The following is a 25,452-nucleotide window of genomic DNA, read 5'->3' as shown; positions in this document are numbered from 1 at the left end:
TATGAAGGGCGACAAGATAATATTAGGACTTATTTCTGGTAGCTTTTTGGTGGTTGGGGCGGTTATACTCAGCCTCATGGCCTTCACCCCAAATGAAAAACCGGTGGTGTATTTGGTCGGGGATTCCACGATGTCGGATAAACGCATTTCCTCTTATCCTGAAACCGGCTGGGGCATGCCTTTCCCTTATTATCTGAATGATGAAATCGAAGTAGAAAATCATGCCCGGAACGGCCGTAGCACCCGCACCTTTATAGAAGAGGGGCGTTGGGATACCATCAAAGAAACCCTGAAAGCCGGAGATTTTGTGTTGGTGCAATTTGGGCATAACGACGAGGTTCCAACCAAAACCCGTTATACGCCACCGGAGCAGTTTCAGCAGTTTTTGCGGCAATATATTGCGGAAACGCGGGAGCATGGAGCCCATCCGATTTTGCTGACGCCCATCACCCGCCGGCAGTTTGATGAAAACGGGCAGGTGAAAGAAACACACGAACAGTATTCCGCCCTGATGCGAGAAGTAGCCGAGAGCGAAAACGTGCCGATGATTGACATGGACCGTAAAAGTCAGGCTATGCTGACAGAAATTGGAGAAGAAAAATCTACCCTATTGTTTTTGCAGCTGGAACCGGGACAAAATCCCAACTATCCGGAAGGTGTGACCGACAACACGCATTTCAGCGAAACCGGAGCCCGCATGATGGCTGAGTTGGTGCTGGAAGGATTGAAGGAGTTGGATCACGAACTGGCGACTTACATTGTAGAGCCGGAGGAAGAATAACAGCCCCGTACTTCATCTGACGGCTCCAAGCCCGTCCGATGAATGAATTAATTAGGGCAATGAGTCAGAGTTAATTCGTCAGACCGCTTGGATCGGTCGGACGAAGTACGAAATAGTAAATGTTTAAGAATGAGCAAAAGAAAATTACATAATGCAACACACCCAGAACTTCATCCGACGGCTACAGCCCGTCTGATGAATGGATTAGGGCAGTGGGGTAGAAATCATTCGTCAGACCGGCTTAGAGCGGTCAGACAAAGTGCGAGTATTTTTTTAGTGATGATTTTGTTTGTTTTACCGGCACCCCTGCAAGCTCAAATACAAACCGAATATACGGTAGCAAAAGATGGCAGCGGTGATTTTACCTCCATACAAGCCGCTGTGGATGCCAGTAAATCCTTTCCTCCCGAACGCATCACCATCTACATAAAAAACGGGGTGTATAAAGAGAAAGTGAAAGTGCATTCCTGGAATACTTACCTGACTTTTGAAGGGGAAAGCAGGGATTCCACCATCATTACCTGGGATGACTATTTTGATAAGATAGACCGTGGACGAAACAGCACTTTTCATACGTACACCTTGCTGGTGGAAGGCAATGATTTTCGCGCCAAAAACCTCACCATAGAAAATACAGCCGGCGAAGTTGGGCAAGCGGTAGCCCTTCACCTGGATGCCGACCGCGTATCCATCCAAAACTGCAAGCTGCTGGGGAATCAGGATACGGTATACCTGGCCGGCGAAGGCAAACGCCAATACTTCAACGATTGTTATATAGAAGGTACTACGGATTTCATTTTTGGCGGGGCCACGGCGTGGTTTGAAGATTGCCGGATTCACAGCAAAAGAGATTCCTACATCACGGCGGCGTCAACCCATCAGAATCAGGAATATGGCTTTGTGTTTAACAACTGTCGGTTGACGGCCGAGGAAAACGTTGATAAAGTGTACCTGGGTCGCCCCTGGAGAGATCACGCCAAAACGGTGTTTATGCGTTGCGAGATGGGATCTCATGTTCAACCTACCGGCTGGCACAACTGGGATAAACCGGAAGCCGAAGAAACAGTTTTTTATGCTGAATACGAGAATTCCGGCCCGGGATATCAACCCATGATGCGCGTGAACTGGAGCCGCCAGCTAAGTTTTGAAGAAGCCCAAAAATACACCATTGGGAATGTGTTTGACGGCTGGATGCCCCCGATGAATGAATGACAAACGATCTTAATAATTTCACTAATTAAATCCTTGAATGATGAGCACTGAACAACAAGTAACAGACCAGACAGTGATTGATAAAGTTAAAGATACAGTAGAGAAACTGGATGGTTTTAGTTTGTATGAGGATTCTATTCATGAGGACGGGAACCATCTTTTATGTATTGCCCGCAAAGGCATCGACAAGTTTTTATTAGTGATTCCGGAGGATGGGAAGAATACAGATACTGAATTTTCAGGAGAAACCCTGGATGCCGGTTCTGCTACAATTTTGAAGTGTTACCTTTCCCACAAAAATGCAGAAGTGCTTCGCTCAAAATTCGACTTTACCAATGCCGTGTTGGTTGGTAAGACCGATTCTTATGGTTTTGGAGATCGCTTGGGAAATGCGGGGCCAGCTCACCTGAGAGCCGTAAAAGGAACGGGGTTTAAGCCGGTATTGGCGCAACAATCTATTCGTGAATTGGAGCGTACCAACCGGACGCCGGCAGATGTAATGGACGCGGCTTCGTGGTCGGTATTTCAGGAAGGCTTTCATGAGGGCTTCGGTGCGGATGGCGATCATCTGAAAACCACGGAAAACATAGATCGCATGGTGAAAGCCGGCTACACCATGTTTACCATCGACCCCAGCGATTATGTAGTGAATGAAGTCACAGATATGAGCAGGGAGGAGCTTGAAAAAGATTATGATAAATTGCCATGGGCCGATCTGGATGACGAGCCGGAGGATTTCCTGGAGCGTGTAAAAAATGAGAAAGCAGAATTACGGACGGGATATAAAATTGAGCCTACCGAAGAGGAAATCCTGCAAGGGATGGTGAAATATGGCCGTGTAATTGCCCATACCAGAATGATGGCCGAATACCTGGATACCACTTATCCCGATCACCCCGCAGAACTGGAATTATCCGTGGATGAAACCGATGCACCGACCACGCTTTTTGAACATTACCTGGTGGCTTCCGAACTCAGCCGGTTAGGCGTAGAGCTGGTAAGCCTGGCTCCACGTTTTTGTGGTGATTTTGAAAAGGGTATCGACTTTAAGGGAGATCTGGAGCAGTTCCGCACTGAGTACGTGGAACACCTTGCCATAGCTGATAAATTTGGTGGTTATAAACTAAGTGTGCACTCCGGAAGCGATAAATTTTCGGTGTACGAAGTGGTTGGATCTCTGAACCTCGGTGCAGTGCATGTGAAAACGGCCGGTACCAGCTATTTGGAAGCACTGCGCACCATCGCTGAATGTGAACCGGACTTTTTCCGGGAAATTATGGCCTTTTCACTAAAGCGGTTCAACGAAGACAAGAAAACCTACCACATTTCTGCGGAGCTGGATAAGGTAGAAGACCCTATGAAGGTATCAGAAGGGGAACTTACCAAGTACCTCGATGATAATCATGCCCGTCAGGTTTTGCATGTGGCGTATGGTTCGGTACTTTCGGGGGATTTTGAGGAGTCCAAAGACTTCAAACAGCGGCTGATGAAAGCCCTGGAAGAGAACGAAGACTTGCACTATCAGAACCTGGAGAAGCACTTTGACAAGCATTTGAGTCCTTTCGCTCAATAGAGAACCCATTCTGGTTACGGTTAAACCGAGCCAAAGCCGTGATTTATAAAAGCTGAAAAACCGGGTAAATTTATGTTGATTTCTTCTAACAATAAGCGTTATTTACACTGCAGTTTAACCGGTTAAGTATTTGTTGTTGGAGTCGCTGATACGGTTTTGTTTTTTTTAGTCTGCAGCCTGAAAGCGCTTCTTAAAAAATTAAGAATTACTACTTAAAAGCGGATTTAGATTAAGTAATTGGATGTCATGAAAAACTACAGAGCACAACATAAATCAGGTGAAAAAGCAGCCCGGGCGAGAGAGGGTGCCGGACAGGCAGACACGCACAAGTGGTCCTGGATTCTCCGGGTCTCTTTTGTGATGGTTCTTTTTGGGCTGGCCGTTCCTGTTCAAGCCCAGTCTCAGCTTATTGATAAAGACAGTACGTATATCCAAACGGAAGAATGGGAATTTGGGCTCGGATTTCTGGAGAAATTAGATGTTTCACAAATTAGGGCTTTTGGAGACTATTCCCTGAAAGAAGCATTGGTGCGGGTTCCCGGTGTGCAGGTATCGCGGGATCAGCAAATTAACATGAGAGGAATTGGTTATCAGAATTTAGCCCTTGAGTTTAACGGACAGCGTGTAGCTAATTCAGGTTTAGGTACCCGGAATAACGATCTGGGTGCGTTCTCTACGGATGCATTTCAATCCATCGAAATTATAAAAGTACTGGATCCATCCATGGATGCAGATGCCTTAGCCGGAGTTATCAATGTAAATAGCAGAGAGCCGGTTGCTGAAGGACGTGAAGTACATGCCATAGCAGGCGGCGGCGCTAACCCCGAATATATCAGTCGAACCGGACCAAGTACACGGGGATGGCTGAACTATTCTGAGCGATACACCGATGCTTTTGGTGTAAATATAAATCTCAGCTATCAGCAGGAAATGAGTGGCCTAGAAGAGCTCGGTATTGGATATGGATTAGCTGATATAGGAAACGGGCCGATTGATGTGGTGAATAGTTTATCACCCTCTTTGAGAACCAATGAAAGAGGCCGTTTTGCTACTACCGTTGAAGCTCACTTTGATCCCACTGAGCAGACAAGCTATTACTTTAAAGGACTTCTGAATGTACAAGACCGGGACCTGACTTCTCACCGGGATACCTGGGCGCCCAACGACGGATGGACTTCCCCTGATTCTGCTAATGGAGAAGAAGGAGCTTTCACGCATACCGCCTCCATGCAGGACATCAATACAACCACTTTTGCATTTCAGTTGGGTGGTGAAAATGATATGGATAATATGATCCTGAGTTACCAGGCCGGGTGGACCCAAAGCAATGTGGAGAATCAAAGCTATGAGTTTCCCTTTATGCTGGAAGGGCTTGATTACTCTTTGGACTGGCAAGACCGTAAATATCCGCAATTGTCCATCACCAACCGTGAAACTCAGGTACTGGATGATGGAACCGTGGATCGACAGTTTTTGATTGGGCAGGATTTTAACCGCGTTATTGAAGATCACACCCAGAATGAATTTTCTGCCCGTGTAGATTTAGAGTATCCAATTGATGCCGGTTCCATTAAAACCGGGGCCAGTGCCCGTCTTTCCACTAAAGATGGCGAGTACGATGAGAACGATTTTGAGTATAACCGAACCCTTCGGATGATCAGCTTTAACATGTTGCGGGAGCCCAATCGCAATGTGGATGTTATTAACGGGGAGTATCAAATACCCTGGTTTGTAAACACAGGCAATGCACGGGCGTTTCTGGAAGATCAGCGTCCGCTGTTTACCGGGAATGAGAACCTGAATGCATATCAATCACAAATCCGAAATTACGAAGTGGGTGAGCAAATCTATGCGGCCTATGCCATGACCGATCTGAGCTTTGGAAAATTGGGCATTAAAGGCGGTCTTCGGGTTGAATACGATCAGGCTGATTATACCGGCAACGAGGTTCTTTTTGATGAAGACGGCGACTTTGTGGTTAGCCAAAAGGCAGAAGAGTCAGAGAGTCAATTCCGGCTTTTCCCCAACGCCCAGTTTCTTTTCAGTATCACCGAAGGTAGTCAGTTACGAGCCGCTTACTCCAGGTCTATTGACCGACCCGACTATTACCAGCTGGTACCATTCGAGCGAATCCACAATCTGGATTCAACCATATTCAGGGGCAACCCCGGCTTAAAACCTGTGACTGCCGATAATATTGACCTGATGGTAGAACAGAAAATTGCAACAAGTGGTATGATTTCCATTGGAGGTTTTTATAAGGAGTTGTCTGATTTCACCGTGTTGCGTGAACAGGTACAGGGTGATGGCTTTTTACTCAGAGAATATGCAAACAGCAGCAACACAGCCACCGTGTATGGGTTGGAAGTAGAGTTAGCGCAGCAGCTCAGTTTTCTGCCAGGTTTACTGCGGAATTTTGATGTGTATGGCAACTACACATGGTCGCAATCCGATTATGATACCGATCGTGGAGAACTGGCTTTTCCCGGCCAAAGTCCCCATGTGGTAAATGCAGCCATGGGTTATACCTTGCAGCGTTTCTCTGCACGGGTTGCCTACCACTGGACCGATGAAATTTTGGCTAACATTGATGAAGAGCAAGAACTTGCCCCTTCCATCTCCTCAGCCCCAGTATATATGGATCGTTATGAAGAGGGCTACCAGGATTTATCGGTTACGGCAGAATATCAGCTATCCGACCGGTTCCGGGCCTGGGCAAACGTACAGAATATTCTTGGGTTTGATCAGGAAGCCTACCAGAACAGCCAGCAATATTATACAAACAGCATTTACATGCGCAGCGGGCTCGAGATTAGAGTAGGAGTGCGGTTTGATTTATAAACAGAAAACTATTCGGAGTCACTGGATCAGTATGTTGGTAAAAAGAACTTCAAAATGTACAGGCGAGATGAAAGATCTACTTTCAAATAATATAAAAGCACGAAATCATTTTATGCGGCTTTCAGCGCTGATGTTTATGGCAGTGGCTATATTTTCAACAGCTGTTGTTGCTCAGCAGCATAGCTCTCCAGCTAACACGTTAACGGCGGAACAGATTAAGCAATTTGGAGATTTCTCGGTACAGGAAGCACTGATGCGGTTGCCGGGGGTACAGGTAAACCGTGATGGCACCATTAATTTACGCGGGGCTGGGCAGGATGCATTTTATGTGACCATCAACGGCCAGAGATTAGGCAATACTGGCCTAGGTGATCGCCAAACAGATCTGAGTGCTATCTCGGTAGATTTGATCGATCGTATTGAAATTATAAAAGTGCTCAGCCCGGATATGGCCGCGGATGGTTTGGCCGGCGCCATCAATCTGGTGACTTATCAACCCAATAAAGAAGAAATAGAATTTAAAGGCGCCCTGGGTGCCGGACTAAATCCCGAATACAGCGATCGGCTTGGAGCTACAGGACGTTCTTGGGTACAATTTTCAGGTCCGGTGGCAGACAAGCTTGATATGAGCGTGGCCCTAAGCTATCAGCGGCAACAGCAAGCGTGGGAATCATTGGAATTGGGCTATGGCGTTCAGGAGTTTGAGATCGGGCCAGTGAATGTGCTGGAGCGATTTGGAACAGGATTAAATATCAAAGGAAGCAACCGTTTTGGCGGGAGTTTCCATCTGGATTTTGATCATTCTGAGCAATCAAACTTTTTTGTTCGCGGATTGGTAAACGTGGACAATCGGGAACAGGCTCATCATCAAAACCTATGGATAGCAAATGAAAGCTGGGAAAATCAAACCTTGACCGGTTCTCAGGGTAGCTTCAATCATCACATGACTATTGAACACCGGGATATCACCCAATATACCTTTCAGGTGGGCGGTGAACACCAGTTATCTGCTTTTAATGTAGACTATGATGCCGGTTGGTCGAGAAGCAGTATCACCCGGGATGAAAACCTGTTTCCGTTTCAGGCTACCGGCGTGCAATACCAAACCATCACCAACAACAGAAAGCGTCCGATGATAGAGCTTGCTGAAGATGAGGAGATGCCCTTGCCGGAAGACATGAATTTGCGGGAGATGGAATACATCGTGGATGATCACATCGATGAAAATATCACAGCCAACATAAATGTGAGTTTCCCGGTAAGGCTGGGTACTATGAAGTTCGGAGGCAGTACAAGGTTCAGTGACAAAGATGCCAACGAGCAAGGTGCTTTTAGTGAATACCATTACACCTACCAGGGATTTGTAGATCTCAGTGGATTTGAATCCAGTGATGCCGGGGGGGAATCGCTATTTGGAAATCGCTATCGTCTGGGACGGGTGATTGATATGGAAGAAGCTTTGGCCTTTTTTAATTCCAGTATCCCCAACATGCGCCTGGATGCTCCTGCCTATTACCGGGACTCAGAAATATTCAACTACTTTGCCAGCGAGAATATCTACTCCGGATATGCAATGGGTGTATTTGAATTCGGCAAAGCATCACTGACTGCCGGCGCCCGGGCGGAGCATACAGCTATTGACTACGAGGGGCGAAAGGTGGCCTACAATCGTTTTGATCAGTTTGAGGAAGCTTCGGATACAAGTAGCCATTCCTCCTATTCAAATATAATTCCATTTGCCAAGCTGGATGTAGGGCTGACTGAAAAAGCTAACCTTCGTGCTTCCTACTCCCGCAGTCTTCAGCGTCCCGATTACAACCTTGCGGCCCCATTTGAGCTTAGCACCCCTGGGGATACCACCATTTTCCAGGGCAATAGCCGTTTGGAACCCATCGTTTCAGACAATGTAGATCTTTATGCTGATCTCGAAATTTTTGAAGGTGGGCTTTTATCCATTGGTGGGTTCTACAAAAATCTGTCTAATTTTGTGATGCACCAGCAAAGCTCGATGGTTATTCAGGAAGGAGAATACCCGAATTTTTCCGATTACTTTGAAGAAGATGTTACAGAAATTACAACCAATTACCGCACCTACGTAAACAGTGATCGGTCAGCCACATTGTACGGAGCTGAGGTTGCGCTTCAGCAAGGCTTCGTGTTTCTGCCTGGTGCGCTCAGCAATTTGGGTGTGTATGCCAATTACACCTGGTCACAATCTGATTTTGAGACCGAGCGGGGTGATGAAACAGCCTTACTGGGTCAAAGTCCCCATGTAGTTAATGTGGCGCTGAATTATCAGGGAGAGAAGCTATCTGCACAGCTCGGTTATCATTGGAGTGATGAATTTTTATCGGCTCGTGGCAACGAGCAGGAAGCAGCCCCAAGACTCAGCATGAGTTCGGTTTACCTGGATCGATACGAAGATGGTTATGAACAACTTACTGCTACCGTACGCTATCATGTGTCCGATCAGTTTCAGCTGTGGGCCAACATGTATCAGTTACTGGCTAATGAGCAAGAGGCGTACATCAATAACCGTAGCGCCTATCCGACAAGTATTTATAACAGAACCGGTGTTGAATTCAATATTGGTATACAAGTGAATCTATAAGCATTCGTATCATTTTATTTTTTACTCACATTCATTCTTAATTATTATTTGAAGGTCTTTACATGAAGCAGTTTTCTATTATTTCACATAGGCAAATATTCAAGAGAGCTCGCAAGCTGGCAATGCTTGGTTTTGCAGTGTTGCTATCGGTGTTTATGGTGGGTGAAAGCTCGGCTCAACAGCTGGCTTTTCCCGGAGCTGAAGGTTTTGGTAAGTATACATCTGGCGGACGTGGTGGAGAGGTATATATCGTAACCAATCTGGATGATTCTGGTCCCGGCAGTTTACGCCATGGAGTGGAAATGGAAGGCGCGCGGACGATTGTATTTGCACTATCCGGCACCATTGAATTACGTACCGATTTGAAAATAGACAACGATAATATTTCCATTTTTGGACAGACAGCTCCCGGAGATGGTATCGCCTTAAGCGGCCGTTCTACGGTGATTGATGCCGATAATGTAATTATTCAATACGTGCGGTTTCGTCCCGGAGATATCAGTACGCAAGATGCAGATGGTCTGGATGCATTGTGGGGGCGTCAAAACTCAGACATTATGATTGATCATGTGTCTATGAGTTGGTCGGTAGATGAGACAGGCAGTTTTTACGACAACGAAAACTTTACGCTGCAGTGGAGTATTCTAAGTGAAAGTATGTATGATTCCCAGCATGGCAAAGGCACTCATGGCTACGGCGGTATTTGGGGCGGAGCCGGCGCTACTTTTCACCATAATTTATTGGCACATCACACCAGCCGAAACCCACGTTTTAACGGGGCCAGATATACGACCAGTCCAGAAACCGAACTGGCCGACTTCCGCAACAACGTAATCTACAATTGGGGTGGAAACAGTTCTTATGGCGGAGAAGAAGGTAATTACAATATGGTAGCTAATTACTACAAGTCAGGTCCGGCCACGGATGACGGCAGCAAAGAACACCGGATTTTGGACGGAGGGTATGGTCCCTTTGGTAAATGGTATATTGAAGATAATTACGTAGATGGATATCCTGATGTAACCGCGAATAACTGGGATGGTGGTATACAAGGGGTACCTTCAAGCTTTGAAGATGATTTAAGGGTACGTGAACCATTTGAAGCTCCGGAACTGGAATCATTTGAAACAGCGGAAGAGGCCTTTGAAAACGTACTGGCCTATGCCGGAGCTATTTTGCCCCGACGCGATACCGTAGACGCCCGTGTTGTCATGGAAACACGCACTGGTACAGCTACTTACGGAGGCGTGTACGGTGCTGGAACCGGGATCATAGACAGCCAGGAAGATGTAGGCGGTTGGCCGGAATTACTGAGTGCCCCGGCTCCTGAAGATAGTGACCAGGATGGAATTCCAGATGAATGGGAAACTGAAAATGATTTAGATCCATCCAACCCGAATGATTCTCGCCAAATTACCGAGAATGGTTATTCAAACCTGGAGAACTACATTCACACCATTCAGGCCCAGTCTGAATTCAGCCCGGCACCAGGTACATTATCGCTGTTAAGTCCTGTCGGTGAAACAGGCATTTCTATACAGCCCGACTTCAGTTGGGAGAGCGCAAGCTTTGCTAAGGAATATCAGCTGCAGATCAGAGACGGAGCGGGTGATTTTGGAACCATTATTTTTGAAGATACCGTAGAAACGACTACTTACAGTTTTCCAGAGGATAGCAGTCTGTCTGGTAAGTCTACCTACTTCTGGAGAGTTCGAGGTCTCAATGATTCCGGCGAAGGCTTGTGGACCAATTATGCCTTCTTTGAAACTGAAATGACGGTATCCACTGATCCGGTTACGGGTTTGCCTTCAGCGTTTGCGCTTCAGCAAAACTATCCTAATCCTTTCAACCCCACTACAAACATTGAATATGCCCTGCCACAGAGTGCACGGGTTGATTTGGCGGTGTATGATCTCACCGGGCGTAAAGTTGCCGACCTGGTACAGAGAAACCAGCAGGCGGGTTTACATTCAGTCGCTTTTGATGCCAGTAACTTGTCATCGGGCGTATATATTTATCGCTTAAATGCGACCGCTTCCAATGGTTCAGGAGAGGCGGTATTTAATCTGACCCGCAAAATGACCTTGATAAAATAAGTCAGCAAATCCGGCTCCCTCAAATTTAGCCTGAGAAGAGCTGGAGTCTGATTTCAGGCCAAATATTTTTGATTCTTTAGTGAATAAATTGTTAATTACAGTTGTTAGTTTAACCGGTTAAGTTGTTGGATAATATGTTAAAAAAAGACAGCACATTGCAGAGATCTGGTAGTATTTTTACCAAAGATTTTGGAAGCGCTTTGAGATTAATAGGCCGTTCATTCTTTAGCATACAGTTTGTTGGAGCGGTTTTATTCGTGATGATGCTTTGCACTGCCAGTGTGTTTGCCCAAAACGGGACCATCCGTGGAGAAGTTAAAGAGGCAGAAACCGGCGAGGCCCTGATTGGAGCCAACGTAATTCTGCAGGGAACGAGCAAAGGTGCGTCAACAGATATTGATGGCCGGTATGTAATCCGAAATGTTTCTCCCGAAGAATACACGCTGATTTTCCGGTATCTTGGTTTTGAATCTAAAGACGTTCAGATTACAGTTGAAGCCGGTCAAACCCTGACACAGAATATGGAGATGTCGGCTACCACGGTTCAGGGAGAAGAAATTCAGATTACCGCCCAGCAGCGTGGTCAGGCTCGGGCCCTTAGCGAGCAGCGTAAATCGGTAAACATAAAGAATGTAATCTCTTCCGAACAGATTGAGTCCTTTGCCGATAACACCGTAACCGATGCCCTTTCCCGCATTTCTGGCATGGGACACGGCGGCACCAATATTCGTGGTGTTGGAGCCGGCTCAGCCAATGTAACCATGGACGGCCAGCGAATGGGAGCCACCGGAGGCAACCGTAGCGTAGATTTAAGCACTATTTCTTCCGACATGGTTCAGGATCTTGAAGTGATCAAAGTAATCACCCCGGATATGGATGCCGATGCTCTCGCCGGTGTGATTAACATCAATACCCGTCGGCCGGTAGGTGGCGAACGCGATCTGAATATTCGCCTTGGAGGCGGACTGCAAGACCGTTACGTACGGCACATGGGAACCAACCGAAGAGCATCTATCAGTTATGGCGACTCTCCCAGTGACACTTATTCTTTTGGGTTGAATTTCAGTTATCAGCGAGATCCTTCTGCCAATGAAGTGCTACGCACAGAGTGGGGCGGGCAGAAATCTTTTGAGGGATATGGCCCGATGGATCGTCTGGCAAATTTAGGAACTGAATTAAATTTCAGCGTTCCACAGCGTATAGGAACGGGGCTGCAGTTCACCTTTCAGCCTAGTGAAGTTTCAACCTACCATGTACAGGGGATGTTCAACGTTCAGAACCGTACCCGTTATCAATATGCGCTAAGCTACAACCCACGATTGGAGAACTATATCGAAAATCCATTCTACACCGGTTTCCCGGATGGAGGAGGCGGACCCGATGCCGAAAACCAGGGCACCATGAGCTATTCTCCGCGGATGGACGAAGCCACCATCCATCAGTACACGGTGCAAGCGGGTGGCCGTCATCGTTTAGATAATATGGATATTGAATACAAACTGGGTTGGGGGCACGGCCGCTTTAACGACGACCAGTACCGAATGAGCTTCGAAACCCGTTCGCGGCAGGAGTTTATTTTTGATTTGGAAGACCGGTGGAATCCTTCAGTAGAGATCGCTCCCTGGAGCCGAAATCCCAGTTATCCTGAGCCCAGTCAAATGGTTTTTCAGGATATGGATCATCGCATCAACAGCAATGTGGATAATGATTTTGAAGCTTCCATCGATTTTGAAGTCCCTCACCGTTGGGGTGAGTTCAAATTTGGCTCCAGTTCATCCCTCACGTACAAGCGGGGAATTGGCGAGCGTTTACTTCGGGAATACAGTTCAAACCTGGATGTATCCAAGTTCCAGCAGATTGAAAATGGCTCCTGGCAGATATTTAACCGTGCAGGATCTACTTACCAGATTCCATGGCTGATTGACCTGGAAAAGGCTCGTGATTTTTACATCACACAAACACCACGATTCCAAACCGACCTGGAGGAGTGGGCCCTGAGTACCGAAACTTCCGATTATTTTGCCAACGAAAATACCTATGCCGCTTACGTAATGGGTAATTTTGAAGTGGAATGGTTTACGGTATTAGGCGGATTGCGGGTTGAGCACACCTTCAATAAATATGAAGGCCGTGAAAGTGAAATCAGCCAGTCTGGTATTTTCCGGGGAGCCAGTGATATAAGTAATTCCAACAGCTACACCAACTTTTTCCCCAATCTGCAAACAGTGTTTAGCCTGGGTGATTTAACCAATGTCCGTTTCGCCTACTCGCGGTCGATTGGTCGGCCAAGTTTTAGTCAGTTGAATCCTTACATCCAGCGTAACTATTCAACCCGAACCATACAGCGCGGAAACCCGGACTTGGACCCGATGCTTTCCAATAACTTTGACATCCTTTTTGAGCACTACTTCATGAATGTAGGGCAGTTTACCGTGGGGCTTTTTTACAAAGACATGAAAGACTTTGTGTTCTCTTCAACAGAGATCGTGGATTATACCGGGGATAATGAGGAAGGCCTTACCGGTCGTTGGACCGTAGACGGATTTAAGAATGGCGAGGAAGCTAAAGTATATGGAGCTGAAATCAGCTGGCAGCAAAAGCTGGAATTTTTACCCGGCCGTCTTGGTAACCTGGCTACCTACTCAAATTATTCTTATGCCCAGTCTATAGCAGATGTAGGCCGACAAGAAGAACAGTCAACTCATGGGTTGGCTGAATTCAAAGAACTGCTGGGCATGAAGGTAGATCCGGAATATAAATATGTGACTCCACTTGAGGGACAGCGTCCGCATGTTATCAATGCCGGTTTGGAATACAGTGAAGGCGATTTCTTTGCCCAGGTTTCTTACCAGTGGGCTGCAAACGCACTGTCTTCTTATGCCGGGGAACAGACGGCTATTGCATTGCCACAACCGGAAGAAGTGTATTTGGATCAATACAATGATGCAGCGCAGGATTTATCTCTGACGGTTCGCTACTGGATTAATTCAAGTTTCCAGATTTGGTTTGATGCGTCTAACATCCTGAATAACAAAGAATTTAATTATTACTACGACGCCGACTATTACCCATATACCACAGAATTAGACGGAAGGGAGATAACGCTGGGGCTGCGTTACCGGCTGTAATTTTTTTATGAGTGGATGGATTTGTGATCCTATCCAAAGTCCTTTTGACAATAATTTAGCATGAAATCATAAGTAGAATGATAACCCATAACAGGATCAACATATGTTTAGACACGATACGATAAAACAATATTTGGACGGTTCGCCGGGGAGGAAATCAAGCCCCTTGTCGAAACCGGTGCAATGGATAACAACGTTTTCAGTACTGGTAGCAACCTTAGTAGCTGGTACATTTACCGCAATGGCTCAGGATTCGCCGGGTGAAGGTTATGCCATCAACGAGGCCGACTCTTTGGCGCTGGTAGCTTATTACCATTCTACCAATGGTGACCAGTGGAATAACAATGATGGATGGCTTACCAGTGATCCTGTGTTTACCTGGGTTGGGATTGAAGAAGTAGAGAACGTAGCCGGAGATGATGAGCCTGCCGACTGGCGCGTAACCGTTATTGATATGCCGCGCAACAATATGACCGTGCCAGGCCCTATCCCTCCAGAAATTGAAAACATGGAGTTCCTGGAAGACTTTAAGGCTGATGTGAATCTTCACAGCGGAAACCTTCCTCCCGAAATTGCGAACCTTGACCGGTTGTTATATCTGCTGGTTCGCACCAACCTGTTTACTGGAGAGGTAGACTGGAACGCTTTTGGTTCGATGCCCGCTATGGATCAGTTCCGTATCCGCCAAAACTATTTCTCAGGTCCGCTTCCTGAAACGCTGGGCGGCAACGGCACGTGGCCATCACTTACCCGTTTTTATGTAGATGACAACCGTTTTACCGGTTCTATCCCACAGGTACACGAAGATCTTACTACGCTAAACCGGGTGTATTTCCACAACAATCAGCTTACAGGCCCTATTCCTGACTGGTCACAGCTGGAAGGTATGGAATACTACCGTATAGCGAATAACGATTTAGAGCCAGGTCCTATCCCGCAGTGGATTTTTGAAGCATGGGGAGAAACTCTGATTCGCTTCCAAATCCAGAACACCAACCGCACCGGTTCGCTGCCACAAGAAATTGCCCAGATGGAAGCTCTTGAGCAGTTCACAATCGGAGGTCCCGGCGACACCATTGGTGAAGGAGAAACAACCGCTGATATTCCCAACATGTCATTTATGCCCAGTTTACGCCGCATCAACTTTTACGGTGGCGGCTGGACTGGTCCACTGCCAGAGTGGGTAGGCGAAGTTGCCAATCTCGAAGATGTGCATTTTGAAAATCTTGAAGTGACCGGAGAGATCCCGGCTTCCTGGGCTAATGCTGATCTCGTATCTCTCCACCTGGAGAACCTGGACATTGAAGGCGGTATCCCCGCTGCATTTTCTGTAGTAAATAGTCTTCAGGAAATCACCCTTATTGACAACGAGAACATGACAGTAGGTGAAATTCCAGCCTGGATTGGCGGAAGCATCGGTAGTATTGAAATTCTACAGCTTGAAAATGTTGGAGTTACAGGAGATATCGGAGACAACAACCTGCTTAACCTGCCACTTGAAGTACTCGACCTTAGCGATAATCCCGAGCTGACCGGCAGCCTGCCTACCTGGTTCCAGACTAAAAACTGGAGTACCCTGGAGCTTTCCCGTACAGGTATAGAACTGGATGAAATTCCTACCTGGTTAGCCGACATGGATAACTTGTCTTACCTCGGTCTGGCCGGACTTGGTCTTGAAGGTGAAATCCCAAGCTTCTTTGGTGAAGGCGATATAGCTGTTAACCTGAATGTACTGGCACTGAACGACAATAACCTTACAGGAGGTATTCCTGCTTCTCTTGGTAACGCGTTATTATTGGATTCCTTGAATCTGTCCAACAACAATCTATCAAGAAGCATACCTGCTGAACTGGCCAATGCCGGGCGTGCAACCAACGAACTTAGCTTGCTGAGTGCATTACAGCTTTCCGGTAACCCTGAGCTGACGGGAGAGATTCCCCTGGCCTTCACGGATGCGGATTTCATGCGCGTGCTGGAATATGACGGAACGGATCTCTGTGAGCCTGACGATGCTTCTTTTGAAGAATGGATTGCCGGTATTCCCGATTATGCCGCAGAAAGCTATCCGATTGCTTATTACAATGTGAGCCGGACCAACGTTTCCTGCGCAGATGTATCCAACGAGCTTACGGATAATCCAAACCGTTTCCGCCTGCAGCAAAATTACCCGAACCCTTTCAACCCAAGTACTACCATTAAGTACGAAATTCCGGAAGCGACGAATGTTACGCTGACGGTCTATAACATGCTGGGACAAAAGGTAGGCACCCTGGTAAATACACGTCAAACTGCTGGTTTGCATGAAGTTCAGTTTGATGCATCTTCGCTTGCCAGTGGCAGCTACATGTACCGCCTGGAAGCGGGTGATCGTGTAAGCGTACAGCAAATGATGCTGATTAAGTAAGCAATAGGGTATGTATGTACCACTATTTCTTCAGAATAGATTGATCATTTTTTAACACAATCCACCATAAATAACCCATACAGCGTGAAACACTGTATGGGTTTTCTTTTTCATAAACCTGAATGGTATTTTAACCTGACTTCGAGATAAGAGTAATTGTAAACCTAACGAACAATAGATTTAAGGTCATCCCTGCGCAGGCAGGGATCTAATTGTTGTCAGAAAGTGAGAGCTTGATACTGAAAAGCTATTAGATTTCGCACCGTTGCCGCGAAATGACTACTTGGATTATTTTAACAGAACTTTTTATCTCGTACTCAGGCTAAATAAGGGAATCAAAATTCGAAACCATTACACTATAATCAGATAAAACTATGCGTTTTAAATATTTGGTAGTTGGTATGGCAGTGATCATTGCCGGGGCAGGAGTCTATCTTTTGATGCAAAATACAAACCAGCACGGCCTGCAAGAGGGTCGCATTGTTTCCTGGGGTGATGATAGCCGAAGACAAGTTTCTGATACACCTTCAGGACAAGATTTTGTGGATATTTCGGCCGGATATCGCCACAGTATCGCACTTCGGGCGGATGGCACTATAGCGGCCTGGGGAACCGATGGAGACGGACAGGTAAGGGATGTTCCCGAGGGTGATGACTTCATTGCAGTAGATGCCGGAAACGAGCATAATATTGCCTTAAGAAACGACGGCACTATTGCGTATTGGGGATGGGATTATATGATTGAGGATGAGTTTGCCGAGGGAATGATCCCCAGAACAGACGGCTTTGTAGAAATCTCGGCAGCGGGTACTCATAGCCTGGCTCTGCATCAGGATGGAAGTATCACTGCCTGGGGCTGGGACTTGAACGGTTTGGTGAGTGATACGCCGGAAGGAAATGATTTTATAGCCATTTCGGCGGGAGCAAATCATAACCTTGCGCTCCGCGAAGACGGCAGTATCGTAGCATGGGGAGATGATATGCTGGGTTCGGTGAATGATACCCCACAGGATTCTGGTTATATAGCTATTGCCGCCGGGGCCCGTCACAGTTTGGCCCTGCGTGAGGATGGCAGCATTGCTGCATGGGGTTGGGATCTTCAAAATGAGATAAGCGATACGCCCGAAGGCACCGGTTTCAAAGCCATTTCGGCCGGCTACACCCACAGCCTGGCCATCAGAGAGGATGGAAGCATCGTAGCCTGGGGCTGGGAACGTAATGATGCCGGTCAGATAGCCGAAGTACCGGAAGGCACGGGCTTCTACCAAATTGATGCGGGCTTCTTCCACAACATGGCGCTAAAAGCTCCGGACAAACCCAGCGAATAAGCACGTAGGTCGGGCAGCTTGCCCGACTATTTTTGGATTGCTGCCCCTGTTAGACTCCGTCAGATTTGCTATTATAGGAGGCAGAACCTTGCCGAATTACTCGGAAGTATGGTGCAGCGGAGCAAGGCAACGAGAGGAAAAATATCGAACATTAGCCTGTTTCGAGATATTCGGGGAACATTCCATATTGAATGCAGAATTTTTGTGATAAATCACTCTGAATTCCGGCCAGACAATTAAAAGAGAGGAACTAAACATGAAACGAACACCGCTAATACTATTCCTGCTGCTTGCCCCGGTTGTATTACTGCTACAAAATTGCAGCCAATCCGGCCCCTGCAAAGGCTCACTCACCCTGGAAAACCCCATTCCCGATACCACGGTGGCCGTGGGGGATACCTTGTTTATTGACTTAACCGATCCACCAGTGTTTGTGAGTTCCAAAGGAAGGGTCTCCTACTCATTTGACGTAATATCGGGATTGAGAAATATAGACTTGAATCGCTTGGCTAATCCTAATGATAGAGGGGATTATACTCTTTTTATAATAATAGGAGAATCAGTAGGAGAGGCAATCGCAGAATTAAGAGCAGGATCTGGATGCTTAGAAAACGAAACAACCTTTAACGTTAATGTAAAAGAACAATGAAGATAAAATTCGGAGTACAATTAATAATTACATTTATAATAGCAACGGGTACATTATTTGCCCAAAGTGTGACAACCGTACCACCGGATATGGCCAATGATCGGTTTCTGACGGAATAACTCTAGCTATGAGAAATTTATGTATCTCAATATTATTGATTTGCCTAATAGTAATGTTTGAATCTTGTGGGGTACCGGACCCGGAACCTACTTATGATTACCAAACAGAAATTTTAGAGGTTAACGTTACTCCTGATACTGTTGTAGTAGGCGATACCGTATTGTTTCATTGTGTTATTGAAGATAGTCTGGATCCCAGCTTTAAATTTAATTGGATTTCAATACCCGAAGAAGATCTAATACCAGTGAATGGAAAAGTAAATGGCCCAAAAGTGAAATGGCAAGCTGAACCTTATGCTGGTAGTCCCGGTGAAAATGTAAGAGTTAGATTTACTGTCATAGTAGACAATGGAGATGAAAGCAAAGATCAACCAACTGAAACATTTTATTTTTATATCCAACATTGAACAAACTGCACTATTGACTAACTCTTAGAATACGCAACGAGTATTGATACTAGCATAAAATTCGTTATTCGATATTGAATATTCATTATTCACAATTAAAAAAGCCCCCGGCTGATGCCAGGGGCTTCTACTTAACCCACATCATAAAGATGATGATTGTTACCAGGCTTGTTCAGCCGGTGCTTCCATTACAATTTCTTCAGTAAGCCCATCTGAAAATTCCATTTGATCCAGCGGGAAATCATCGGTGAAGATAGCCCCGGTGTGTCGCCCAGTGAACAGCAGAGGTTTCTCATCTACCTGATCCTCAAGTGTTACACTGTCAAGGAACAGCTCATACGCATCCTCCACGATCATAGCGCGCTGTTCGGAATGAATTTCTACATTCTTCATGGTCATGTTTTTTACACGTGTGATGCGGGCGCCCTGCTCAGAGTTCTTAACGGTGATATTTTCCAGGGTGATGTTTTCAATCCATTTCTCAGGCAGGCCAACCAGTTCAATGGCTATCGGAACGCCGTCAATCTCTACATCTTTGATGCTGATGTTTCGGAGCAGGGGCGAAGGTCCGGTGGCTTCGGGGCCCGTGTAGAAGGTATTAAAATTGATTGCCTGGTAGGTGATATTGCGCATTATCACATCATGGATATAAATGTTTTCAACCACGTTACCACGACCCCGTTCGGTTTTAAAACGGATGCCGCGGTCACTGCCGTCAAACAGCGCATTATGTACATACACATTTCGGATCCCGCCGGAGGTCTCGCTTCCGAACACGACACCGCCACTGCCGGTGCGTACTTTACGGGCTTCGAAATTGCGAACCACCACATTCTCCGTGGGGATGTTGATCTCCAGGGCTTCTTCATTCAGGCCGGATTTAAGCACCACGGCATCATCCCCGGTTTCAAAATGGTTGTATTCCACCAGCACCTCACTGGAAGAATCAAGCACCACACCATCCCCATTGGGTGCTTGTAGGCTGTTTATGGTAACCCCGCGGATGATGATTCGCTTGCTGTAAATCATATGCAGATTCCACATGGGGCTATCGTTCAGGGTGATATCCTCAATCAGGATATCCTCTGATTTCCAGAACACCACAAAACTCGGACGCATCCCTTCATGACCGGCGCCTTTGCCCCAGTCGCGGCGGGAGAGAGGTACTTTGGTAGCTGAAGCTCTTGGTGGCGCTCCATGTTCTTCAAACCATTCCCACCAGTGATCACCCTGCGCATTCAACACACCTTTTCCGGTGATGGATACATTATTCACCTTGTAGGCATAAATCATGGGCGAATAGTTGTAAGCTTCCACGCCCTCATGACGCTGGCGAACCACCGGCAGATAATCCTGCTTGTCTTCACTAAATACAATTTCAGCGCCATCGGCCAGGTGCAGGTTCAGGTTGCTTTTAAGATGGATGGGCCCGGTGAACCATTTCCCTTTGGGCACCAGGATGCGTCCGCCTCCATCGGCCGCAGCCGTTTCGATGGCCCTATGAAAGGCACCGGTGTTTTTAAAGTCTTCATCTTCCGACATGGGAACCGCTCCGAAATCCCTAATATCATAAGTACGATCAGGAATGGATGACCGATCCAACTGCTCCATCTCGAATGGTGCATTGATGGGGGCAATGTCTTCGGTTTTGTCGGCAACTTGTGCCTGGGTGTTTATTGTAATAGCAAATAAAGCCAGCATAAAAGAAAGAACAATAGCCGGGACTTTTGTGGCCGGTTGTGAGTGTGAAAAGGAGGTCATGTTGAGATGGTTAGGATTTAAAGCGATTTAATTGATTCAGCAGATAACGTAAAAAATGAGGTAGAATTTCAGTGACTTTTGAAAGCAAAATTTGCTGCTTTATCATTTTAAAGTTACCGGTTAATTATATATATTTAAAAGCGCTTTTGCAACAAAGTGTGCCTGACTAAAATAGTTGGAGTCTGGAATAAAAACGGGTGCAGCGCTACCAAGATGCATCACTTAATATGGAGTGAATTATGCAGCCTATTGATAACCTTTTTTCTAATTCAAATGTTGGGATATTCATATCCCAAACGGGAAGTTGGGGAAGAGTTTTTAGCTTAGCTCTATTACTTATGTTTATTTCTTTTGATGTGAAGGCCCAGGCTTCCACGAAAAGCTCGCCCTATCTGGATGCCGTAAAAACCTTTGCTGACAATGTTTTAACTCAGGGCAAAGATACCTATGGAGACGTTCATTCTTCCCTTTTTGTAGATGGGATCAATGTCAGAACCCGGGAACCGGTCCGGTGGGGATATGATGATCAAAGCTGGATCATTTCCAATTTTGGCAGTCAGCAAAACCTCATGAGGACTTTGGTGGGATTAAGTGAACTAACGGGGGACAAAGCATATCGCAAAGCCGGGGAAGCTGCGGTGAAAGAGATGTTTGCCAATCACTCGGATGAAACGGGACTACTGTACTGGGGTGGACATCAATTTGTGGACCTGGAAACCATGGAGAACCAATTCAAGGGACGACCTCATGAATTGAAGAATAATTACCCATTTTATGAATTCATGTGGGAAGTAGACTCGGCAGCTACCCGGAAAATGCTGCACGCCATGTGGAATGCACATATCCTGGAATGGGAGAAACTGGATTTGAATCGCCATGGGGAATATGACCTGGAGATGGGGCCGCTGTGGGAGCATAAATTTCATCACCCCAAACCATTTTTTGAAGGAGAAGGACTTACTTTTATTAATGCCGGAACGGATATGATCCAATCTGCACTTAGTTTGTATTTGCTGGGAGGAGAAGACAAAGCGAAGACCTGGGGGATAAGGCTATATAAACAATACGTGCAGGCCAGACATCCCAATACCGGACTTGGAGTGTATCAGTACAGTCAACCTAAGAGACATGAAATGCCTCCAGCTGAAGGTCCGCTAACCGGAGAACTCACTTTTTCAAGATACGGAGACCGGGCCGCCAATCAGTTTGGGGAAGTTTACGGCGATGTAGCTCTGGAAGGCAATGTGCTTTGGGGCGGACGCATGGAAACACTGTATGGCCGAAGTCCTGTTATGCTGTTGTATCTTGCCGAAAAGCTGGAAGGCACTGAAGCCGGCGATTACCTTTTGAATCACAGCTTGGAGGGATTGATCGCTTACACGCAACAAGCATATGTTCCGGAGGAAAATCATTTTAAACCCATGTGGGCAGATGGCACCGATTTGACGGGAAAGCTAATGCCCCGGACAGGATATTACGGAAAAAAGGGTACGCCCTTCAGGGCTTTTGAACCAACTGGGCCCGTTATATTAGCCGCTGCCAAAGCGGTTCGGCTTAGTGGAGGCAATTCCGCTTTATGGCAAAAAGTACGTCATATGTTTATCAACGAAGGATTAGGGGATCCCGGTGTGGAATATGGGGAACAACCCGATTTGAATATGGGGACGGAGGTTTCTAATGCTACTTTATTAGCGGCTGTCCTGGAATTGCATAAGTCATTAGACGAACCATCATTTTTGGAGTTGGCAGAGCGCATAGGGGATAACATTCTATCGGTTAAATTTCATCACGGCTTTTTCATGGATACAGCTAACCACAAGTATGCAAAATTTGACCGTCCTGAGCCGGTAGTATTGCTTATGCTGGAAGCGGCCAGACAAGGAAAACCGGATATCGTGCCACCTTATTTAACAGGGTATGGTTCGACCGACGGGGAGCCGGAAAAGGGTGGTCGTCCCACGGATGAAACCTTTTATGAAGAAACTTTTAAATGATCTTTAGGGGCGTCTAAACACTTTTAATTACTGTTTCAGTTTTGTACATTGGCGTAGCTTAACCGGTAAAGACTTTTGAAATTGCTCATTTATAATAACTATTAGGAGTCAAATAATACATGGATTATATCAACAATCTTTTCTCACTAAATGGTAAAGTAGCAATTGTTGTAGGAGGAAGCGGGGTACTGGGAGGAGAGATGGCAAAGACACTGGCCAAAGCCGGAGCCAAAACCGCTGTATTCTACAGTGGAAACCGTGAAGGAGCTGAAGAGCAAGCCGCTGAAATTGAAAAAGAAGGTGGGGAGGCGATGATTTGCCAGGCCAATGTACGTGAGCAGGATTCCCTTCAGCAGGCCATCGATAAAGTGGAAGAAAACTGGGGAGGGATTGATATCCTTGTGAATGCCCCGGGGGTCAACTCTACCACGCCGGTGATGGAAATCACCGAAGAAGAATGGAATAAGATATTAGATATCAATCTTAAAGGTGCATTTCTGGCCAGCCGGATGGTTGCCGAAAAGATGAAGGCACAAGGTAAGGGTGGAAGCATCATTAATATATCTTCAGCTTCATCTGAAATCCCTCTTTCCAAGGTGTTTACCTACAGTATTTCAAAAGCGGGAATGAATAACATGACGCGTTTTCTGGCGCGTGAGTGGGCTCCTGACAACATCAGGGTGAATGCACTGATGCCAGGATTTTTCCCGGCAGAACAGAACCGAAAAATTTTGACAGAAGAGCGTCGCAAGTCTATTTTTGGACACACTCCAATGAATCGTTACGGAGAGCCTGAAGAACTATCCGGCGCTATTCTTTGGTTAGCTTCTGAAAAAGCCGCTTCTTTTGTGACAGGAGCCGTTATACCAGTTGATGGTGGCTTTACAGCCCAGACTATTTAATAGTTTGGTTGGCTTGTATTGCTAAAACGAATTTATTTTGAATATGGACCAATAGCAGAAACATGAAGAAACCTTTTATAGACGACGATTTTTTATTGCAAAGTGAGTCAGCCCGTAAGCTGTATCACGAATATTCCGAAGATGAACCCATCGTAGATTATCACTGCCACTTATCGCCTAAGCAGATTGCTGAGGATATCAACTTTAGAAACCTTACTCACATTTGGTTAGATGGCGACCATTACAAATGGCGGGCCATGCGTACCTGCGGGGTTGATGAAAAATATATTACCGGTGATGCCTCCGATAAAGAGAAGTTTCTGGCTTGGGCAAAAACGGTTCCCAAAACCCTAAAGAATCCTCTGTATCACTGGACCCACATGGAACTGAAGAATCCATTTGGTATTACTGATCGTCTGCTGAACGGCGAGACGGCGGAGGAAATCTGGGAGAAATGTAATCAGATGTTATCACTTCCCGAGTTTTCGACTCGGGCTCTGCTACGTAGAAATAAGGTGAAGGTAGTGGGTACTACAGATGATCCTACCGACAATCTGGAGTATCATCAACAATTAAAAGATGAAGGCGAAACCGATTTTATAGTTGCTCCTACTTTCCGCCCCGATCGTGGCATGGAGATTGAAAACGGCGATGAATATCGTGAATGGGTGAAGAAGCTGGAAGCAGCTGCAGACACAAGCATTTCCAATTTCAAAGAGTTTCTGGAAGCTCTGCAAAGCCGCCACGATGCTTTTCATGAATTAGGTTGCCGGGCCTCTGATCACGGCGTTGAAGTGCCGCACAGCGAAGAGTTTAGCGATGCCCAGGTGGATACCATCTTCCAAAAAGTACTGGATGGAAAAGCCCCAACCGAGGATGAAGTGAAAATGTTTAAGTCGGCATTTTTGTATTACTGTGGAGTGATGGATGCTGAAAAAGGCTGGGTGTACCAGTTACACATGGGAGCTATTCGTAACAACAACACCCGCATGCTGAAAAAGCTGGGCCGGGATACCGGATTTGATTCCATTGGTGATTTTGAGTTGGCTATTCCACTCTCACGATTGTTGAATCGCCTGGATAGCGAAGACAATTTACCCAAGACGATATTATACAATAACAATCCCCGCGATAATGAACTGATGGCCACGATGCTTGGAAACTTCCAGGATGGTTCGGTTCCTGGAAAACTACAACATGGTCCGCCATGGTGGTTCCTTGACCAAAAGAATGGCATTGAGGAACAACTTGAATCGCTGTCTAACATGGGCGTGATTAGTGAGTTTATCGGAATGACTACTGATTCCAGAAGCTTTCTCTCTTATCCGCGGCATGAGTATTATCGCCGCGTGCTATGTAATGTTATAGGCGATGATATCGAGAAGGGATTGATTCCTGCTGATTTTGAGTTAGTTGGAAAAACCGTAAAAGATATTAGTTTTGCCAATGCCAAGAATTACTTTGGCTTCGATATTTAGCAATACCAGACAGGTTATTGCTAGAACAGTTGTAGATACAGGGATGGTTTTGCTGTGAAAGGCAAAACCTTATACCTGCTTTCAAAAGAACCTGGTTTAGACAGGTTTTCCTTGTAGGGTTGATGATCGGTATGTTGGTTAAACAAAAAAGTGTTGTCATTAAATATC

15 protein-coding genes are annotated in these 25,452 nt (G+C 46.2%); 14 read left to right on the top strand and 1 reads right to left on the bottom strand.

Annotation, left to right across the window (positions count from 1 at the left end; all coding sequences use genetic code 11):
- The first annotated feature begins 1 nt into the window (after position 1).
- The 11 genes from FN815_RS16925 to FN815_RS16875 all read left to right on the top strand — a co-directional run bounded on the left by FN815_RS16925 (position 2) and on the right by FN815_RS16875 (position 19,149).
- Positions 2-781: a rhamnogalacturonan acetylesterase gene (locus FN815_RS16925; protein WP_221930352.1), complete on the top strand. Its 780-nt coding sequence runs from the start codon at positions 2-4 to the stop codon at positions 779-781.
- A 279-nt stretch (positions 782-1,060) separates the two neighbouring features.
- Positions 1,061-1,993 (top strand): pectinesterase family protein, encoded by a 933-nt coding sequence (locus FN815_RS16920; RefSeq protein WP_185957354.1) that lies wholly within the window; start codon positions 1,061-1,063, stop codon positions 1,991-1,993.
- Positions 1,994-2,033: 40 nt separating this feature from the next.
- Positions 2,034-3,566 carry a tagaturonate epimerase family protein gene (locus FN815_RS16915; protein ID WP_185957353.1) on the top strand — a complete coding sequence of 511 codons (1,533 nt, stop codon included), beginning with the start codon at positions 2,034-2,036 and terminating at the stop codon, positions 3,564-3,566.
- A 246-nt stretch (positions 3,567-3,812) separates the two neighbouring features.
- On the top strand, positions 3,813-6,407 hold the full coding sequence (locus tag FN815_RS16910; protein ID WP_142455932.1) for a TonB-dependent receptor: 2,595 nt from the start codon (positions 3,813-3,815) through the stop codon (positions 6,405-6,407).
- A 67-nt stretch (positions 6,408-6,474) separates the two neighbouring features.
- On the top strand, positions 6,475-9,018 hold the full coding sequence (locus FN815_RS16905) for a TonB-dependent receptor (RefSeq protein WP_185957352.1): 2,544 nt from the start codon (positions 6,475-6,477) through the stop codon (positions 9,016-9,018).
- A 62-nt stretch (positions 9,019-9,080) separates the two neighbouring features.
- Positions 9,081-11,114: a T9SS type A sorting domain-containing protein gene (locus FN815_RS16900; protein WP_142455929.1), complete on the top strand. Its 2,034-nt coding sequence runs from the start codon at positions 9,081-9,083 to the stop codon at positions 11,112-11,114.
- A 155-nt stretch (positions 11,115-11,269) separates the two neighbouring features.
- Positions 11,270-14,242: a TonB-dependent receptor gene (locus FN815_RS16895; protein ID WP_221930350.1), complete on the top strand. Its 2,973-nt coding sequence runs from the start codon at positions 11,270-11,272 to the stop codon at positions 14,240-14,242.
- Between the two features lie 103 nt (positions 14,243-14,345).
- On the top strand, positions 14,346-16,646 hold the full coding sequence (locus FN815_RS16890) for a T9SS type A sorting domain-containing protein (RefSeq protein ID WP_142455925.1): 2,301 nt from the start codon (positions 14,346-14,348) through the stop codon (positions 16,644-16,646).
- A gap of 374 nt (positions 16,647-17,020) precedes the next feature.
- Positions 17,021-17,974, top strand: a complete 954-nt coding sequence (locus FN815_RS16885) for an RCC1 domain-containing protein (RefSeq protein ID WP_142455923.1) — start codon at positions 17,021-17,023, stop codon at positions 17,972-17,974.
- Positions 17,975-18,230: 256 nt separating this feature from the next.
- Entirely contained in the window at positions 18,231-18,623 is a 393-nt protein-coding gene (locus FN815_RS16880) for a hypothetical protein (RefSeq protein ID WP_142455921.1), read from the top strand.
- Between the two features lie 172 nt (positions 18,624-18,795).
- Positions 18,796-19,149, top strand: coding sequence for a hypothetical protein (locus FN815_RS16875; protein ID WP_185957349.1), 354 nt, complete (start codon positions 18,796-18,798; stop codon positions 19,147-19,149).
- Positions 19,150-19,308: 159 nt separating this feature from the next.
- On the opposite strand, the gene FN815_RS16870 is transcribed toward FN815_RS16875, so the two are convergent.
- Complete coding sequence (locus FN815_RS16870) at positions 19,309-20,910, bottom strand: glycosyl hydrolase family 28 protein (RefSeq protein WP_142455918.1); 1,602 nt, start codon at positions 20,908-20,910, stop codon at positions 19,309-19,311.
- A gap of 338 nt (positions 20,911-21,248) precedes the next feature.
- Here FN815_RS16870 and FN815_RS16865 point away from each other — a divergent pair, with 338 nt between their 5' ends.
- The 3 genes from FN815_RS16865 (at position 21,249) to uxaC (ending at position 25,284) form a co-directional block, all read left to right on the top strand.
- Positions 21,249-22,904 carry a pectate lyase gene (locus tag FN815_RS16865; RefSeq protein WP_185957348.1) on the top strand — a complete coding sequence of 552 codons (1,656 nt, stop codon included), beginning with the start codon at positions 21,249-21,251 and terminating at the stop codon, positions 22,902-22,904.
- Positions 22,905-23,023: 119 nt separating this feature from the next.
- Positions 23,024-23,806, top strand: a complete 783-nt coding sequence (locus tag FN815_RS16860) for an SDR family oxidoreductase (protein WP_221930349.1) — start codon at positions 23,024-23,026, stop codon at positions 23,804-23,806.
- A gap of 62 nt (positions 23,807-23,868) precedes the next feature.
- Positions 23,869-25,284, top strand: coding sequence for a glucuronate isomerase (uxaC, locus tag FN815_RS16855; protein ID WP_142455914.1), 1,416 nt, complete (start codon positions 23,869-23,871; stop codon positions 25,282-25,284).
- The last annotated feature ends 168 nt before the right edge of the window (positions 25,285-25,452 follow it).

The organism is Gracilimonas mengyeensis, assembly GCF_900182705.1.
Classification (GTDB): domain Bacteria; phylum Bacteroidota; class Rhodothermia; order Balneolales; family Balneolaceae; genus Gracilimonas; species Gracilimonas mengyeensis.
This window is presented reverse-complemented; position numbering and strand designations above follow the sequence as displayed.

Coding starts and splice junctions, on each gene's coding strand:
- FN815_RS16925 (WP_221930352.1), top strand. CDS start 2: ATGAAGGGCGACAAGATAATATTAGGACTTATTTCTGGTAGCTTTTTG.
- FN815_RS16920 (WP_185957354.1), top strand. CDS start 1,061: ATGATTTTGTTTGTTTTACCGGCACCCCTGCAAGCTCAAATACAAACC.
- FN815_RS16915 (WP_185957353.1), top strand. CDS start 2,034: ATGAGCACTGAACAACAAGTAACAGACCAGACAGTGATTGATAAAGTT.
- FN815_RS16910 (WP_142455932.1), top strand. CDS start 3,813: ATGAAAAACTACAGAGCACAACATAAATCAGGTGAAAAAGCAGCCCGG.
- FN815_RS16905 (WP_185957352.1), top strand. CDS start 6,475: ATGAAAGATCTACTTTCAAATAATATAAAAGCACGAAATCATTTTATG.
- FN815_RS16900 (WP_142455929.1), top strand. CDS start 9,081: ATGAAGCAGTTTTCTATTATTTCACATAGGCAAATATTCAAGAGAGCT.
- FN815_RS16890 (WP_142455925.1), top strand. CDS start 14,346: ATGTTTAGACACGATACGATAAAACAATATTTGGACGGTTCGCCGGGG.
- FN815_RS16885 (WP_142455923.1), top strand. CDS start 17,021: ATGCGTTTTAAATATTTGGTAGTTGGTATGGCAGTGATCATTGCCGGG.
- FN815_RS16880 (WP_142455921.1), top strand. CDS start 18,231: ATGAAACGAACACCGCTAATACTATTCCTGCTGCTTGCCCCGGTTGTA.
- FN815_RS16875 (WP_185957349.1), top strand. CDS start 18,796: ATGTTTGAATCTTGTGGGGTACCGGACCCGGAACCTACTTATGATTAC.
- FN815_RS16870 (WP_142455918.1), bottom strand. CDS start 20,910: ATGACCTCCTTTTCACACTCACAACCGGCCACAAAAGTCCCGGCTATT.
- FN815_RS16865 (WP_185957348.1), top strand. CDS start 21,249: ATGTTTATTTCTTTTGATGTGAAGGCCCAGGCTTCCACGAAAAGCTCG.
- FN815_RS16860 (WP_221930349.1), top strand. CDS start 23,024: ATGGATTATATCAACAATCTTTTCTCACTAAATGGTAAAGTAGCAATT.
- uxaC (WP_142455914.1), top strand. CDS start 23,869: ATGAAGAAACCTTTTATAGACGACGATTTTTTATTGCAAAGTGAGTCA.